We start from the raw sequence: 17,235 nt of genomic DNA, 5'->3' as shown, positions 1-17,235 counted from the left end.
CCCCTTTATCAGCCTTGACTATACGTCAGCTCAGATCCAATTCATTCATCATGCTTAGAGCATTATAGGAATGTTATGAACGAGCATGCATCCATTAGTGAGCTCGACCACAAACTCGATATTATCGATCACGTAAATCAGGATCATAGTGAAGAGTTGCAAGCCATTGTAAAGCACTATGGCCGCAAGCAGAGCAGTGTCATTAACGCCACAGAACCACTGTTGAATATCCATGACACTCTGCACGCATTCAATGTCGAAGACATTGAAGATGACGCACTATTATTAAGGGTACATCAATCAACCGATTCACCCACTCAATTACTTCGCATTCCCTTTGAAATCGAAGGTAGTTTAGAAGACAAAATTCTTTATCTTGCTTATGCCGCTATCACCAAGCAAGGTCATCATTTAAAAAACAATGTTAAACGTTTTTTCGAAGTCATCGATACACAGCAGCTGACCGCTAACATCACCCGAATTACGATTCACTCGGCAAGCCCCTTCCCAGATGATTACCCTGGCTATGCCTATGCTTTTTTACTTAAGACAATAAGCAAGCGCCCGGAATATCGCCAAAATACGCCACAACCCACTGCGACCCCTTGGCATAAGCGACTCGTGGATCGTATTTTCATCTGGTTAATGAAACACCTCTCTAGCTCAAAACGCGAAACCTTGATGATGAGTGTGAACAAAAGTGTTCGCCTTTATACGCTGCGTCAGGCATGGCAAGGCGAAAACGCCCATTATCGTAATTTAGGCTATATCGATATTTTTACCCACGGTCAAACCGCGGGGAGTTTATGGACCAAACAACTCAACGTGGGCGATATCATTATGAGTCGCTCAGAAACTGCAGACCGGCATCCACACTTGCTCAGTGGTCAGGCCTTATTAATCGCCGATGAAACCGCCTTTCCCGCACTCGCAGGCTTACTCGAACAATGGCATAACCCCCAACCACCCCATGTCATCTTACTCAGTACGCATGCCGAAGATCAGCACTACTTTAATGACGCCATGTGGCCAACCCACAGCCAGATTCAACGCATCGTCTGTCCTCCAGAACGTCAGGGACAAGAAGTGCTGCAACGATTAGCCAATATCGAAACAATCGAGGCGGTCTGGGCGGCGCTTGAATCCGAATCAGCGAAGCAAGTGAGGCATTACTTACGAAATCAACGACATCTTGCCCCTCGCTGTAATCATGTTAAAGGGTATTGGCGTTTAAAAAGCTAACGATCCCATTAGTGGCGATATCCCGCGAGGGTTCTTTTATCACTCGATCAGCGGTAAAGTGCGCTCTGTTTTCTGCCACTGATGATGAGGATAAAGCCCATGAGTACCGCACCTTTTGATGCGCTGAGTTGCCCACTGGATGGTGATCCGCTCTCGCAGCAATCCGGGGTCTGGTCTTGTGCTCAGGGCCATACCTTTGATATCGCGCGTCAGGGCTATGTGCATTTGTTGCCCGTTCAGCACAAGCGTTCACGCGATCCAGGCGACAGCAAAGCCATGGTCGCGGCACGTCAACGGTTCCTTAACGCAGGCCATTATGAGCGCATTGCACAACACGTGACCCAGGCCGTGTGGGCAAACGCGACGACCTCATCATTGAGTTGTCTGGATGCTGGATGTGGTGAAGGCTATTATCTGCGCCAGTTGGCACAGCTGAGTGCAGCCGAGACCTCATTGTCACTAGTCGGTGTGGATATCTCTAAATGGGCGGTTCTGGCGGCAGCCAAAGCAGATCAAAACTCGACTTGGGTGGTGGGCTCGAATGCCCACCTGCCCATCCAGGCTCAGACCCTGGACCGAGTGCTCTGTATGTTTGGGTTTCCCGTTTACACGGAGTTTGCCCGAGTGTTGAAATCCGGTGGCGAACTGATTCAAGTGGATGCCGGGCCTGACCACCTTCGCGAACTGCGCGAGGTCATTTACCCCGTGCTCAAGGCACCGCGACCCGCCTCCAGTGAGGCCCCTGAAGGCTTTACTCAAGCCGGACAGGACACATTACGCTATACCATTGATTTAGCCGATAACAGTGCGATTGCCGACTTACTGACCATGACCCCTCATCTCTATCGCGCCAGCGCCGAGGGCCGCGCACGTGCCGCGGCCCTGACGTCATTAACCCTCACGGTCGACGTTGTCATCTCGCGTCTCACCCGCCACTGAAGTGTTCGCGTCGAGCTCAGGCATTCGATGATACAACGGTACGCCCTTGCCGACGACGCAAGGACCATTGCACCCACACCCCTAATAGCGCAACGGCCCCAGCTAGCCAAGCGATCAAGGTCGGGGAAGCCTGATGACTCATCAACACACCGCCCAACAAAGCCCCTATTGCACTGCCTAAATACAGCGCCGATTCATTCAATGCCAACGCCAACTGACCATCACCGTGAGCCTCTCGCGCCTTAATCAAGGCTTTATTCTGCGGCACTTGCAACGCCCAACCCACGGCACCCCACAAGGCAATCGGCAGCAGCCCTAACCAAGGATTCACCGCCAACAATAAGGGCAAGGTGATGAGCGCCAGAGTTAAGAGCCCCATAATCACCAATGTCAGTTGGGAGCCAGACCAACGATCCGCTAAAGGCCCCACACAAAAACTCCCAACAATCCCGCCCACACCCCATATCCAGAGGAAGGGCGTGATCGATTGAGCGGTGAATACAGCGACCAACGGCGACATAAAGGTATACAGTCCCAGGCTTGAGATCGCCGCCAGCAGCGATACGCTTAAGATGCCGTTCACCTGACCATCTTTCAAAATACGTAGTTTTTGACGAAAAGGCAGTACGGCTGAAGGCGATAACGCAGGCAGGTACAACCACAAGCCGACCCACGCCATGGCACCGGTTAACGCGATGAGCCCCAAGGCCATGGGCCACCCCCACTGATGGGCACACCACAACCCCACAGGAACCCCGAGCACCGTGCCGCTGGCCATGCCGCCCATGATATGGCTGATCGCTTGCCCCCGACGTTCGGCACTCGTCACGCTGGCCACCGCAGACATCCCCAACGCCAGATAAGTCCCTGCAGACACCCCGGCGATTGCCCGCAGTATCATCAACCATACAAATTCACTGGCCATCGCACTGGCAGCGTTAGCCAACACAAAAACCAATAGCAGCAGTAGTAGACTGGCCTTACGCGCCGTTGCCGGCAAACAAGCCACCAGCAGCGGCGACCCCAGCCCATAAGCCAAAGTGAACGCTGTCACGAGCTGCGCGGCCAACCCGACAGAGACCGTGAAGTCGCGGGCAATCATCGGGATCAGTCCAGCCGTCACATAAGATGCCATTCCCAATGCAAAGGCACCCGCAGCAACAGAATAGGTGACGACTTTGGCTGAAGTCGCCGTAACGGGATGAGACATCAAACACCCTCCACTCAAGACACCCAAGGGCGTCATTATTCAGAATGGCGGCAGTGTGCAACGGCACTCAAGATGTTACAATTTAACAGTTTATGCTATTACTAGAAGTCATCCCCATAACGTCATTCCTGATCTCAACTCCAGCATATACGCCATCACCCTACACCCTCGATCATAGGGCCACATCATGTCACGCATGAGCCGAACCCGGTCAGAGCTGGCCGACTTTCTCACCACCCGCCGCGCCCGTTTAAAGCCCGAGCAAGTCGGTCTTCCCGCAGGTCAACGACGTCGAACACCGGGCCTTAGGCGTGAAGAAGTCGCCGCGCTGGCAGGGGTCGGCGTGAGCTGGTACACCTGGCTGGAACAAGGTCGAGAGATTGGCGTATCGTCCCTGTTTTTGGAGCGGCTGGCCGAAGTCTTCAGACTCGATGAGATGGAACGACGCCACCTGTTTTTGCTGGCTCACCAGCGCCTACCGGTGGAAACGGGGATTAACTGGTGTCAGGTGCCACCGATTGTGCAGCAGTTGATGAATGAGCTGCCTTATAGCCCTTGCTATGTCATGAACTTACGTTGGGATATCTTGGCCTGGAATACGGCAGCGGATCGATTGTTCTCATTCAGCAAAACCGAGGCAGCGCAACGTAACTTGATCTGGATGTTGTATGCCCATGAACCCTTACGCCAGTTGATCCACCAATGGGAGATCAATATGCCCAGGATTCTTTCCAGCTTTCGACGCGACTATGTCAATGCACGAGAAGCCCCCGATTTTAAAGCCCTGGTGCAATCACTGATGCAGCTGTCACCCGAGTTTAAACAAAGTTGGTCAACCCATGCCGTTGATGCTCCATGCCAAGGATTGCGTGACCTGAACTTGCCCGGACTCGGGGTGATTCAATTTCAGCACACTCGCCTTTTGGCCGATGAGCAACATCATTTAAGCTTGGTCTATTACACGCCACAGCCGGATCATCAAGAGACCTTTCGTGAATGGCTGAGCCCTTACATTGGATGAGTACAGCCATGCCTGCAAACCGTGCGTTAATCCCCGTAACACTCCTCACTGGATTCCTGGGCAGTGGAAAGACCACATTATTGAACCAGTGGTTACAACAACCAGATATGGCCGAAACACTGGTCATTATCAATGAGTTTGGGGAGCGCGCACTGGATCATCGGCTCGTCGCCCATAGCCAGGAAAATGTCGTTAAAACACTGGATAACGGCTGCATGTGCTGCAATATACGCGGAGACTTAGTGCAAACATTGCGTAATAGTGTCTGGCGTTTCGCGCGCGGCGGCCAACGGCAATTCAAGCAGGTGATCATCGAAACCACGGGGCTGGCAGATCCAGCTCCCATTATTCAAACGCTGACAACGCATCCTCAACTACTCAAACATTTTCGTTTGTCTCACGTCCTGACCACCGTTGATTTAATTCATGGTCTCCATACACTTCAAGAACACCCACAGGCACAACGCCAAATGATGATGGCGGACACCTTGCTGCTGACCAAATCCGATCAAGCGCAAGACGGCCAATACGAAGCGTTGAGATCACAACTGATTGCGCTGAATCCCGCCGCTTCACAATATCTATGCCCGTTGAATACCGAGATTCAGGTCGCGTGGACAGAGCCCACTCAGCGTTCAGATCCATCGTTGAATGCCTTTCAGCCGGTGCAGGCTTTTCAACCGATGAACTCATTCCAGCCCGTAGCGCTTGGCCATTCGATGCCGTCAAGTTCACAGGCTTCCCATCAGCATGGCGATGATCTCTATACGTTTGGCCTCACCTTGGAGGCGCCGGTGACGCAAGCGCAGTTGAATCAATGGATTGAGCAAATGAAAGCGTTGGCAGGGCCACGGTTATTACGCTTCAAAGGGCTCTTTAACGTGGCGGGCTGTGAACAACCCGTTGTCGTCCATGGCGTTCAGCATGTGATCAGCCCACCGCAAACCTTACCGACATGGCCGGATGATGATCGCCGCTCATCACTGACCTGGATCACTCATCAACTCCCACAATCAGAAGTTTTCGCAGCCCTGTCGTTACCCATGCCGTCCAGTGATTGAAAACGATCCTAAAGCATCACGTTAAGCAAACTTAATGAAGCCACTATTGAAGTTACTTGCGAATAATTCTTATCTTTATTCGCATTAATATCACTTCAATGGCATATTCATGCGGTTTCGACACCGATTAAAACAACGCTCACGCCCCTCATTGCGTGTTCAACAGGGTAATGTGGCCCCCTTCGCGATTCTGACTATAGCCGGTGGCCTCATGGCGACCGCCTATGTCATGGACACCAGCCGCATGAGCGATAACAGTGCCCAACTCAAACGGGCAACAGATGCGGCTGTGCTGGCAGTCGGTCAAGAGAGAATGCTCGATAGCGACCGCCCAATGGCCGAACTGCAAACACTAGCCGAAGGGTATATCAGCCATAACCTGGGCATGGACCAAGCGCTAGCCGATAACGTGTCACTGGATAAAGTCACGCTGACGACAACATCAGACGACGATAACTTTCAGCGGTATACCGTCTCGGCCCAGTTTCAAGCTGAATCGCCTCTGCTGGGGGCCGCCACACAAACGCTTAAAGTCGCCTCAACCGCAGAAGTCCGCAGCCGTCCAACCGAAATTGCAGTGGTCATCCCCAGTACATTGAGTGAAAGCAACGGCGACATTGCCGCCCTTAAACGCCTGGGCAAGTATTTAAATCAAGCACTACTCAAAGAAAGTAATCAGGTCTGGCTATCGCTCGTGCCTTACAGCCAAGCCGTCAATATCTACAGCGATGAGGATAGTCAACGGCTCCAACGCTGGGCGGCACCTGGGGCCACAACGCCATCAGAATTAAAAACCCTATTTCAAAGCGGTAAGGCCAGTAGTTTGGCAGACCCTCGCATTCCTGATCGCCGTGCGAATCTCTTATGCATGTATCGAGGACTCGCCGCAGGCGAGAACTTTGATTGGGATCAGCCGCCCGCTGGTCAGTTTCGCATCTATTATCGCCACGACTTACCTGAAAACGGCAGCCCGGGAGCCCCCCCCATTTCATGGACAGGCCCGAATCCAGACCTCGGAGGCGAAGGCGCCGAAGATACACGTTGGATGGTCGCTGATAAGGGGTGTCCAAACGCCGCATTACTGCCATTGACACAAGATCCACAAGCTGTGGAATCCCGCCTAGACCAACTCAGCCCTAGATTCAATGTGAACTATGCCATTGCAATGTCTTGGGCAGGCGCCAGCCTCTCGCCCAATATGCGCGGAAGCGATGGTTGGGGAGATCCCGAACACCCTCTTGAGTTCAATGCCTCTGGGCAAAGCGACAATCAAAAAATCATCATCATGTTGGCCAACACCACGGGAAAATGGTTCGACACCGATGCTTATAACTTTAACCCCGGCGAAGGCTCGGGAGAAACCGGTACAGAAGGAGCCATTAACTTTGCACGCCAGCGTTTCATCGATCTCTGTAGGAGCTTCCAGAGCCGAGGCCTGAAGTTCTTTTTTATTGGAGTTCGCCCTGGCGATCCAGAGGACTTTGGGCGCCAGCTTTTTGATCAAGTGGCCGGCCCAGGATTACAGATCTGTACGGCAAAAGGTGGCGATTTCCAGTTCGTGGACGCCGAAAACTTTGCGACCGGTGAGGACCAAGTCCAAAACCAATTGGACCAGATCCTGAACGACATTCAACTTAACAACAGTATTCGTCTCGTCGAATAAACCGTCATCGACTCAGACCGGAAGGAACGCTTATGTCACTGTCTACCCAGCAATCTCGTCAACGCTTAGCACTTTGCCTGGAACCTCGGATGATGTTCGATGCCGCAGCAGTGGCCACCGCCGTCGAGACGCAGCAACAAGCAGAAGTACAAAACGAGGCAGCCCCCCAACAAGCTCAAGCCGTCGTAGATGCCAATGTCGAAGCCAATGTCGAAGCCAACGGCATCAGCAGCCCAATGAATGATATGAGCGTTGATAATCAATTTGAGATTGAAGGCTATGCTTCAAAAACACACCAATTAGCACTGTCAGGCACACACACGATTGCGCTCACAGCAGATAATGAAGGCAATGCCCGTCTTGCCGTCTATGAGCGCGACAGCACCGGCCAACTCAAAGAAATTAGCCAAACCAGTGAACAACTGGAAGGTGCTCAAACGTTCACGCTCTCTACCGATAAGCATCAGCTCTATGTGCTGACAGAACAAGGCGTTTCTATTTTCAATATCAGTGCCCAAGGCGAACTCAGCAGTGACAGCCAAATCACTTTTGATAATAGCGATTTGATTGTTCGCGATATCGTATCCAATAACGACAGCCTCTATATCACGACCACCACGGAGCTGCGAACATATCAGCAAAGCAATGGCAACTGGACCCTTGATCAACAGTTCTCTCTTGATGGTGGCGAAGCGCTCATCTCTCCCAACCAACAACACTTATATGTCGCCACTATTGGAGAAACCAGCGCACTGAGTATTTTTGCCATTGGTAACGATGGCCGTCTTACCGAGGCGGGCGATAGCGGTGCAACAGGCAGTGATCTCAATATCACCGAACAAATTGCACTCAGCGCTGATGGCAGCACCTTATATGCACTAGATCACGCCAATGGCTATACACTCAGCCGCTATCTCGTCAATGATGATGGCAGCCTCACCGCCACGGGTAAAACGATTACCTTTGATGATAACGAAGTAAATGATCTGACCGTCCGAGAAGATGGTAATACGGTCTACTTAGTGGGCGATAATATCAATGTCGTGCTCTACCAAAATGACACCCTGACACTGTCCAATACGATCACAGAGTTTCCTGGCGAAAATGTCTGGAGCTCGATTCTTGTTTCAGACGCGAACAAAGTGCTACTCAGCCCCGATGGTCAGCACCTCATGATCAGTCAAAACGCCTTCATGGGGAGCACCATAATGCGCCTGTCTCTGAGCGCATCAGGGGATGATTACACAGAGGAAAGTGATCCGGTCATCTTACTACCGGAAGGACAACTTCACGGCACAACATTTAACAACGCCCAATTGACGATTGGCCGATCGACTGGTCCCGATAGCGACGATCTTTTCAGCTTCAAAGCGGGTAACGGCTATTCCATCAGCGGTCAGCAAATCATGTCCAACGGCCAAACGGTCGCGACATTGAACACCGCAACCAATGGACAACTGGAAGTCACCTTCAACGCTCAAACCACAGCGCAAAATGCGCAGGAAATACTGCGTCAAATTACTTATCAAAATACCAGCGATGACCCTACGCGGAATGGTAAACATATCGCTGTCCAGATCACTTTTAGAGACCCTTCAGGTGCAACAACACAAATCGTCAGAGGAATCGAGCTGACCGGCGTTAATGACCCTCCTGAGGCCACCATCACACTAGAAAACCCCACTTATTATGAAGAAGGCGAAGCGGTCAATTTATACCGTGACGCCGCACTGGACACCATTGAACAAAACCAACTGGTTGCGCGCGTTAAACTCACGCTAAACGCCAGTGGTGAAAACGAAATCATCCGTATCGGTGAGGATAAATTTAAGCTTGATGAAGGCGTTAGCGGGTTTCTCTCCTCACCAAGTGGCGCTGACTATACTTACAACATTCAAATCGATGGCAATCAAGCCACATTGACCCTGGCCCTGAACAGCTCGCCAGAGGACGTCAGCACTATTGTCGATAGCATTCAATATGAAAACAGCAATAGTAATTTATCGGGTGAGCGCAAAATCGAACTATCTTTTGCAGACTGGGGGAGATCAGGATCAGTCGGTGCGTTTTCTGAAGCACTTACTTCAACCATCACATTAGCGCCCCCCAAAGTCGCCAATACAGCCCCAGCACTGACATCATCGACAACAACGCTCAGCTATACTGAGAACGGTGACGCGATCACACTACCCTCCGGACTCAGTCTTCAAGATGACCAACTGGATGCGCTCAATAATGGGCAGGGCAACTATGGCGGCGCCACCATCACCTTATCCCTGACGGATACCCATAATACAAGTCAACTCAACTTTAATGACGGCAATGACTTAACCCTCGTCACAGATGCCAGTAACCAGAAAACCATTACTAAGGCCGGACAAACGATTGCCCATTGGCAGGAAGATAATGGGCAGGTCGTTATTGAGTTCATCGATACGGAAGGCACCATCCCACAGAGTCGCGATGTGCAAAACTTGTTACATCAAATCAACTATCTCAATAACAGCGACGCCCCAGCTGATCAGGTACAGCTCTCCATCACCGCCACTGACCCGCAAGGACTGACCTCATCATCAGTTGAGTTCGCAATTGAAATCACCACCATTAACGATATTCCTGCGCTGGAAGATAATGCACTGGCTTCGATTGGCGCACTCAGTGAAATCACTCGGTTATCAGATATTGAGCAGCTGGATGCATTCGGCACCATGGCCATGTCAGAAGATGGGCGTCACGTTTTTGTCGGCGATACCGCGGGTACTCATATCGCGGTATTCAGTCGGGATGACAATGGCCTAACGTATCTGAGCACACAAACGATCGAAGCAGCACAAGCCACTGATGGTAGTGGCATTCAGCAACTCGTGGTCTCTCCCGACAATCAGTTTCTTTACGTATTGGGTCAAACAGAACAAGTCGAAAGCGGCCGCGATGCCAATAACGATCCCATCATGCTAAGTGAAGGACAACAAATTTCAACTTACGCCATTGATAACAATGGCAACCTAACATTGGAAGGACAATATAAGTCTGACTTTGATCTTGATGGCAATGCGTTCTGGGATACGTCCATGATCCAGATCGCTGATGACGGTCAGCATATTTATGCGATCAATAACTACTCCGTCATTATTTTAGATCGAAATACCCGCACAGGTGAGCTTTCTCACCAAGCCGCACTCGAAGGCAGTATGGGGTCTGAACCTTACTTATGGTCCCCCAGTAGTCTCATGACGCAAGGGGATTATGTCTATGTCACGACTGACCCCAATGCGGCTCATAGCCTCATCATCTACCACCAAGATAATGATGGCGGATTAACACCCGTCAGCTTCTTACAAGACGGCCAAGTTGATAGCCAAAACCAAGCCGTACACCTCAGCAATCCTAACGCCATTACCGTCAGCAGCGATCAGCGAAAGATATTTATTGTCGATGATAATGGTTTGCAATACTTCAAATTCGATCCTGATAGCCAAACCTTGACTTATGCAGGCCAAGTACTGAATCAAGATAATATTCAAAGCTTATCCATCAGTGAAAATGGTCAAGCACTCAGCGTCATCTATAACAACACACTCGTCGATTACAGTATTGAAAGGAATACGTTATCTGCAGCAAGCGCTTTAACCTTCAATAACGGTCAACAAGTATTGATTGATGCAAACAATCATGTCTTGGCTTTAAGTGATGGGCAACTGTCAGCATTTAATCGGCAACTGCTGACGTTGAATTATGCCTTAGAAGGAGAGCCACTACGACTCAGTCAGGGGCTCAATATCAGCGATGCAGAGTTAGATGCCGCCAACAACGGCGCGGGCGATTACCAAGGGACAACACTGACCTTATCAGGACAAAGTGCCGATATTTTTGGTTTTAGCGAGACTGAGCACTACACCTTCAGTAACGGACAAATACACTTCAACGGCCAAGCGATTGCTGAGCTGACCAATGATTCAGGCCAAGCCGTCCTCACCTTTACCGCCACCACGACAAGCGCCCAAGCCAATGACATCTTGCATCAGATTAACTTCACAACCACCACACCTGGTGATCATGAAGTCACGCTCATCTTCAACGATGGAGAAGCGAACAGTGAGCGCCGGACATTAACCATTAACGCCGGTGACTTCCTGCCCCCTGAACTGACTGATGACACCCTGACCCTACCCCAGGCGGAAGGCGGCGAAGCGTACAGTTTTACATTCCCAGAAGACCTGTTCACCGATCCCAACAATCTGGATCTCACACTCACGGTGAGTGGACTCCCGGAAGGCCTGAGTTTTGATGCCATCACCCGCACCTTATCAGGCACCCCCACGGTAGGCGGTGAACATGAGATCACCATCACGGCGAATAACGGCACCTTATCGACGTCGCTCACGCTCAGCTTAATGGTGGATATGGATAACCTGCCGCCAGAAGTGAATGACGACTTTCCGACGACACTCGAACTCACGCCAAATGAAGACTTTAGCTATACATTTGATCGCAACTTAGTGACAGACCCGGAGTCTGGCGACCTCTCCTGGCAAATTGAAGACTTACCTGAAGGGCTCAGCTTCGATCCAGAAACACTGACGCTTAGCGGTAAACTCAGTGAAGAAGCCAGCTACCGCATCAAGGTCATCGTCACCGACGAGGCGGGCGCCAGCGTCGAACGGACAATCAATCTGACGGTTGGGGATGCGGTCATCGACAACCAGCCACCAGAAGCCAGTGACCTCACGCTGACCCTTCCCGATGCCACTGCAGGCATTGAGTACCAGTTTACATTACCAGAAGGGCTATTCACTGACCCCGATGGCGACACCCTCACGCTCTCCATCAGCGGATTACCCAGTGGCCTCACGTTTGATCCGGAAACACGGACCCTTTCAGGCACGCCAGAGGCAGAAGGCAGTATAACAATCACCATCACCGCAACAGATACGGTCGGTGCCAGCACAAGTCGGGAAATTACGCTAGAAGTTCTGCAAGGCAATCAGGCCCCATCGACAGGCGATGCAGACATCATGCTGCCCAATGCGGAGATTGGCAAAGCGTATCAATATCAAATCCCTATTGATGCTTTGGTCGATCCAGAAGGGGATCCTTTAACCTGGTCACTCAGTGGTCTACCGGAAGGCTTCAGCTTTGATCCAGCAACACGCACCATCACGGGCATGCCCAGTGAGGAAGCCACTTTCAATCTCACACTAACGGCAACAGATGACAGTAATGCCAGCGGTAGCCGAACGTTAACACTCGTGGTCACACTGCCTCCCGCAGACCCCGCTTTACCGGCACAACCTCAAATCACACTGGCCAGCCCACCGAATATGGACAGTGAGATTCAGTCGGTACTGGATACTCAGCGTCCATGGAATCAATGGGATCAAACCTCCCAAGCACATACACTGGGTCAACAGTGGCACACCTTCGACATGTCATCGGATCACACGGCGAACCCTCTAGATGAGATTGCGCTCAACCGAACCGAGATCACATCCCCTGCCATCATTGAGTTAACCGCGATACGCAGCGACGCCGGACAACAGCAATTTGCCCTGCCCCGACAATTACTAGAAGAGAATCATCAAATCACTGTGCGTCAAGCGAATGGCGCTCCTCTTCCCAGCTGGGCTCACTTTGATGCCGCACAGCAACGCATTGATGTTGATGCGGGGACTCAACATTCGGTGCAGCAGCTGGGTGTTGAAGTGCAAATGGTCAACGCTCAAGGCCAAACCCAGTCCTTATTCATCATGCTCAATCTCAGCCAAAACGATATACCGACGCAGGGTGGGCAAGATCCAGATGAAACCGCACAGCAAGAAGAGATAACCCCATCTCATCAGCCCTTATCGGTACAGTTGGCTGAAGCCGGTCCACGCAACTTATTCAGCGCGGCTCAACAGCTGATTGAGCAACTACTGGCGACCGCCCAGACCCATTCAGAAGACATCTCAGGCATCTCGCCCAACCAGAATCAAGGGACGCATCAACAGCAAGCATCGGCATTTGTGAAGGAATCTTAATGAAGACTTCATTGAGAATTATTCGCATTAATTTTAAAACATTACGCTCTTGTCAGGACCGACTTCGCCCAGAGGAATTGTTGTGATTAAAAACACGTCTCCGGTATTCAACCGCTACCTGCTCCGCCCTCTAACGCTCAGCGTGGCTCTGCTGAGCTTAAGTGCCTGCGGTGTCTCTCCTGAGCGTATTACCCTGGATGAGCAGGTGCTGCAAGCCAATGCCGATCACCAAGCCATGTTTGCCAAGCAAGCGCCGATTGAGGGCGCCATTAGCCTGGATGAAGCCATGGCCAGGGCCATTAAATATAACCTGAATCAACGATTGGCTTTAATGGAGCAAGCCCTGGCAAGCAACCAGCTGGATGTGGCCAACCTGAGTATGCTGCCAAAGTTAGCGGCCTCAGCGGGATGGAATCACCGCAGCAATGTCTCGGCCTCATCAAGCGAATCGATCAGGACAGGGACCGAGTCTCTAGAACCTTCCACGAGTCAAGAGCGCAATATTCGAACAGCTGATCTGCAACTGTCCTGGAATATTCTCGACTTCGGTTTGAGTTATTTCAGCGCCAAAGCGCAGGCCAATCGCGCATTGGGCTTTGAAGAAAAACGCCGCTATATCGTCGCCGATATTATGCAAAAGGTCCGTCAGGCTTACTGGAATGCGGCCACGGCTCAACGCTTACAACCTCAGGTCAAATCAGCGCTCGAAGAAGCTCAAAAAGCCTTGGCACAAGCCCGTCAAACCGAAGAGCAGCGTTTATTAACACCATTAGCCTCACTGCAATACCAAAAAGAATTGCTGACAATGGTGCGTCAACTGGAAACATTAGATGCTGAGTTAGCGACGGCTAAAAGTCGTTTAGCGGCCTTAATGAACCTCGCACCGGGGACACCTTACCGTCTTCAAGTCGCTTCCGCACAACAGTGGCAGGTCCCTGATCTCAACTTCCGACTCACTCAGTTGGAACAGTTGGCCATGATCAAGCGACCAGAAATTCGTGAAGAAGCCTACAAAGCACGGAATGCAGTTTTAGAAACTCGCAGTGCACTGCTCAAACTACTGCCCGGTGCCACACTCTTTTCAGGCTTGAATTACAACAGTAATGATTACCTGGTGAATAATGACTGGGCCGATGCCGGGGTTAAAGTCAGCTGGAACTTATTGAATGTATTTTCTTTCCCAAGCATAAAACGTACCGGCGAGGCCCGCGAGCAGGTCGCTCATCTACGTCGTCAGGCATTGAGAATGACGGTGCTTACGCAAGTCAACGTGGCTTGGCGACAGTTCCAAAGCGCCAGTCACTTATTCGAACGCAGCCAAGAGCTACAGCAGGTTCAAAGTCGCATTCTGAAGCAGACGGATAATGCCCTTCAAAGTCAGGCTCAATCATTGCTGGAGCGTGTAAGAGCCAATACCGAAACGGTTCTGGCCACACGTCAGAGAGATCGTAGTTATGCGGATCTACGCACCGCTTACGGCGCCATTTATCAAGCGGCAGGACTAGACGCAGTGCCTTTGTATGTGCGCGATGACAAAATCTCGACATTAACGAACGCCATTCGCCAAGAGCGTCAAGTGCTCGCCAAAGGGGATCTCTCTGAGATCGGCATTATGCTGGCCGGCGCCCATGTCATGATGCCGGATCGCACAACCCAGCCACAAACCGTCAATCTCGACCTCTGGCAAAACTTGGGGAGCCTTCAAAGTGTTCCCCTCACCAGTCTGGATCAAGCCTCACAATGAAGCGCCGTCATTCTACCGTACGCCTCCAAGCCCGCTCGACCGGCTTAACATTAATGCTCCTGGGCGCATTCAGCGCCCAGGCGGCTACCCCTCAATCTGAGGCCACGCCGACGTTAGACACCACAACGCCTCATGCATTACGTCTTCAGCTCAGCGCCCATGAACACACCACTTTATCGAGTGAATTAAGCGGAAAACTGAAACAGGTTCGGGTTGAAGAAGGGGATCATTTCGAGAAAGGCGAGACCCTGCTGACCTTTGACTGCGCCATTCATCAAGCACGCTTACGTCGCTCCAATGCAGCAGAACGAGCCGCGCAAGAAAAACTGGCCATAGCCCAACAGCTCAATCAGCTGAACTCCATCAGTATGACGGATGTCGCTCAAGCCGAGGCCGATCAACAGATGGCCGAAGCAGAAAGCGGGATTCACCGCGTCATGGTCAATCGCTGTCATATTGAGGCCCCCTTCAATGGCCGCGTCGCGGAGAGGCTCGTTCAACCAGGAGAATACGTCAGCGAAGGCACCGACTTGTTGGCGCTGTATGCTGATGACCGGTTTGACGTCGAACTGATCGCCCCCTCTCAATGGCTACGCTGGCTTGAGCCTGGCTTGCCTTTCACAGTCACATTAGATGAAACCGGCCAAAGCTATCAGGCCACACTGACACGATTGGGGGCCATCGTTGATCCGGTCAGCCAGTCCATTAAGTTGATGGGGCAGATCACGCCGGACGTCTCATCAGACCCTGATGGCTCGGATGATCAGACAGCCAACCACCAGACACCCGCGAAACTACTGCCAGGTATGAGCGGCACAGCCCATTTCGACCATCCTTCGCAAGGCCAAGATTTATCCGCAGCGACAGCCCTGACAACAGACATGCTGACAGACATACAGCCCTTTACTGACTCACTCAATCCATCGGTTCCTTGATGTCCAGCCCATCACATGTTGCCCAGCAACTGAGCCAGTTCATTCAACTGGAACAACAACTTCGCCAAGCAGACAGTTTACCGGCACTCGGGTTTGCCTTGGTCAACCATACCGGTATGCTCTGCCCGTGTGACCAAGTCTTTCTTTGGCAAGCCGATGCCGAACGTATTACCCATGCGGCTCATGTCACTCAAGTCGACGCCCATACGCCATTAAATCAATGGCTCAACCAGTGCTGCCAGTACTGGTCTAGGCAAGCCAATGCCCAACAAGCCCGCACACTCACTGCCGAGCAATGCCCGGAAGCATTGGCTTCTCAGTGGTCGACCTATTTGCCCACAAACGTATTGTGGTTACCTTTAATCACAGCCTCCCCCTCAGACACAACACATCCCAAGTTGATCGGAGCTTTGCTCCTGGTCAGCCAGCAGGCCATCACGCTACAGGCTTATCCTCTCCTCAGTCGCTGGCAAGAAGCCGCCAGCCATGCTTTCAGTGCGTTACAAGCACATCAGCGCTCAGCCCGGCGCTGGCAACTACCCGGCTTACGGCGATCGCGCCAACGCCTACTCATCTTCATCGTCTTGGCAGGATTCATTGGGCTTTTTTGCTGGCCCGTACGACAAACCGTACTGGCGCCAGCACAAATTGAAGCGAAGAATCCCAGTATTCTCCGAGCACCGATCCGAGGCGTTGTGGCCGACATCTTGGTCAAACCGAATAGCCCCGTTAGCGAAGGGCAAGCCGTCGTTCAAATGGATACACGGGAAATAGAGAGTCAGCTAGAGGCCAGTCGCCAACAATATGCCATCGCGGCAGCTGAATTTCGCCAAGCACAACAACAAGCGCTGTCAGACCCGCGCAGCAAAGCTTCTCTAGAAGTGCTCCGGCGCCGCAGAGATCAAGCCGCCAGCGAAGTCCGTTATCTTGCCGACACCAAGACACGCATGACGATTACAGCACCGCAAAAAGGGATTGTCATTGTCGATAACCCTAGCGACTGGCAAGGTCGAGCCGTAGCATTGGGGGAACGCATTATGCAGATTGCACAAGCGGACCAACAGCAGCTCAATATTCAGTTACCCGTTAACGATGCGATTCATCTCACCCCGGATACACCCGTTCGTTTCTTTCTCAACAGTCAGCCAACCACACCACTCAAAGCACATTTAACGCAGTTAGCCTATCGACCACAACCGACCTTAGAGGGCACTTTGGCGTATCCACTCAAGGCTGAATTCGACCATTCGGTGATACCTGATGGTGATAAAGCACTTAACGCTCAAAGCCGACAACTCGGCTTCAAGGGAACAGCAAAACTCTATGGTGAACCAACCCGTTTAGGCTTTTACTTACTGCGGCGGCCGCTCTCAATGCTGCGCGTTTGGCTCAGTTTTTAA

10 protein-coding genes are annotated in these 17,235 nt (G+C 51.7%); 9 read left to right on the top strand and 1 reads right to left on the bottom strand.

Annotation, left to right across the window (positions count from 1 at the left end; genetic code table 11):
• Positions 1-75 precede the first annotated feature (75 nt).
• Both BFW38_RS00620 and BFW38_RS00615 read left to right on the top strand, forming a co-directional pair.
• Complete coding sequence (locus BFW38_RS00620; RefSeq protein WP_068996648.1) at positions 76-1,242, top strand: siderophore-interacting protein; 1,167 nt, start codon at positions 76-78, stop codon at positions 1,240-1,242.
• Positions 1,243-1,341: 99 nt separating this feature from the next.
• Positions 1,342-2,181, top strand: a complete 840-nt coding sequence (locus BFW38_RS00615; RefSeq protein WP_068996647.1) for a putative RNA methyltransferase — start codon at positions 1,342-1,344, stop codon at positions 2,179-2,181.
• A 16-nt stretch (positions 2,182-2,197) separates the two neighbouring features.
• Here BFW38_RS00615 and BFW38_RS00610 read toward each other — a convergent pair whose 3' ends face one another.
• Positions 2,198-3,391, bottom strand: a complete 1,194-nt coding sequence (locus BFW38_RS00610; RefSeq protein WP_068996646.1) for an MFS transporter — start codon at positions 3,389-3,391, stop codon at positions 2,198-2,200.
• Between the two features lie 187 nt (positions 3,392-3,578).
• Here BFW38_RS00610 and BFW38_RS00605 point away from each other — a divergent pair, with 187 nt between their 5' ends.
• The 7 genes from BFW38_RS00605 to BFW38_RS00575 all read left to right on the top strand — a co-directional run bounded on the left by BFW38_RS00605 (position 3,579) and on the right by BFW38_RS00575 (position 17,235).
• The gene (locus BFW38_RS00605) at positions 3,579-4,412 is read left to right on the top strand and encodes a helix-turn-helix transcriptional regulator (protein ID WP_068996645.1); all 834 of its coding nucleotides are present in this window, start codon (positions 3,579-3,581) and stop codon (positions 4,410-4,412) included.
• Positions 4,413-4,420: 8 nt separating this feature from the next.
• Positions 4,421-5,473 (top strand): CobW family GTP-binding protein, encoded by a 1,053-nt coding sequence (locus BFW38_RS00600; protein WP_175400907.1) that lies wholly within the window; start codon positions 4,421-4,423, stop codon positions 5,471-5,473.
• Between the two features lie 109 nt (positions 5,474-5,582).
• On the top strand, positions 5,583-7,136 hold the full coding sequence (locus BFW38_RS00595) for a Tad domain-containing protein (protein ID WP_068996644.1): 1,554 nt from the start codon (positions 5,583-5,585) through the stop codon (positions 7,134-7,136).
• Between the two features lie 32 nt (positions 7,137-7,168).
• Positions 7,169-13,156: a putative Ig domain-containing protein gene (locus BFW38_RS00590; protein WP_068996643.1), complete on the top strand. Its 5,988-nt coding sequence runs from the start codon at positions 7,169-7,171 to the stop codon at positions 13,154-13,156.
• 82 nt (positions 13,157-13,238) lie between these two features.
• On the top strand, positions 13,239-14,900 hold the full coding sequence (locus BFW38_RS00585; protein WP_245686041.1) for a TolC family protein: 1,662 nt from the start codon (positions 13,239-13,241) through the stop codon (positions 14,898-14,900).
• Positions 14,897-15,835 (top strand): efflux RND transporter periplasmic adaptor subunit, encoded by a 939-nt coding sequence (locus BFW38_RS00580; RefSeq protein ID WP_068996642.1) that lies wholly within the window; start codon positions 14,897-14,899, stop codon positions 15,833-15,835. Before BFW38_RS00585 ends, BFW38_RS00580 begins: the two co-directional genes overlap by 4 nt.
• On the top strand, positions 15,835-17,235 hold the full coding sequence (locus BFW38_RS00575; protein WP_068996641.1) for an efflux RND transporter periplasmic adaptor subunit: 1,401 nt from the start codon (positions 15,835-15,837) through the stop codon (positions 17,233-17,235). Before BFW38_RS00580 ends, BFW38_RS00575 begins: the two co-directional genes overlap by 1 nt.

Source organism: Terasakiispira papahanaumokuakeensis (assembly GCF_001709345.1).
GTDB lineage: Bacteria > Pseudomonadota > Gammaproteobacteria > Pseudomonadales > Halomonadaceae > Terasakiispira > Terasakiispira papahanaumokuakeensis.
Note: the sequence above shows the minus strand (reverse complement) of the source record. Positions and strands in the feature narration are given on the sequence as shown.

What these genes read in the sequence shown, in the direction of transcription:
- BFW38_RS00620 (WP_068996648.1), top strand. Translation starts at nt 76, where the DNA reads ATGAACGAGCATGCATCCATTAGTGAGCTCGACCACAAACTCGATATT.
- BFW38_RS00615 (WP_068996647.1), top strand. Translation starts at nt 1,342, where the DNA reads ATGAGTACCGCACCTTTTGATGCGCTGAGTTGCCCACTGGATGGTGAT.
- BFW38_RS00605 (WP_068996645.1), top strand. Translation starts at nt 3,579, where the DNA reads ATGTCACGCATGAGCCGAACCCGGTCAGAGCTGGCCGACTTTCTCACC.
- BFW38_RS00580 (WP_068996642.1), top strand. Translation starts at nt 14,897, where the DNA reads ATGAAGCGCCGTCATTCTACCGTACGCCTCCAAGCCCGCTCGACCGGC.
- BFW38_RS00595 (WP_068996644.1), top strand. Translation starts at nt 5,583, where the DNA reads ATGCGGTTTCGACACCGATTAAAACAACGCTCACGCCCCTCATTGCGT.
- BFW38_RS00600 (WP_175400907.1), top strand. Translation starts at nt 4,421, where the DNA reads ATGCCTGCAAACCGTGCGTTAATCCCCGTAACACTCCTCACTGGATTC.
- BFW38_RS00590 (WP_068996643.1), top strand. Translation starts at nt 7,169, where the DNA reads ATGTCACTGTCTACCCAGCAATCTCGTCAACGCTTAGCACTTTGCCTG.
- BFW38_RS00575 (WP_068996641.1), top strand. Translation starts at nt 15,835, where the DNA reads ATGTCCAGCCCATCACATGTTGCCCAGCAACTGAGCCAGTTCATTCAA.
- BFW38_RS00610 (WP_068996646.1), bottom strand. Translation starts at nt 3,391, where the DNA reads ATGTCTCATCCCGTTACGGCGACTTCAGCCAAAGTCGTCACCTATTCT.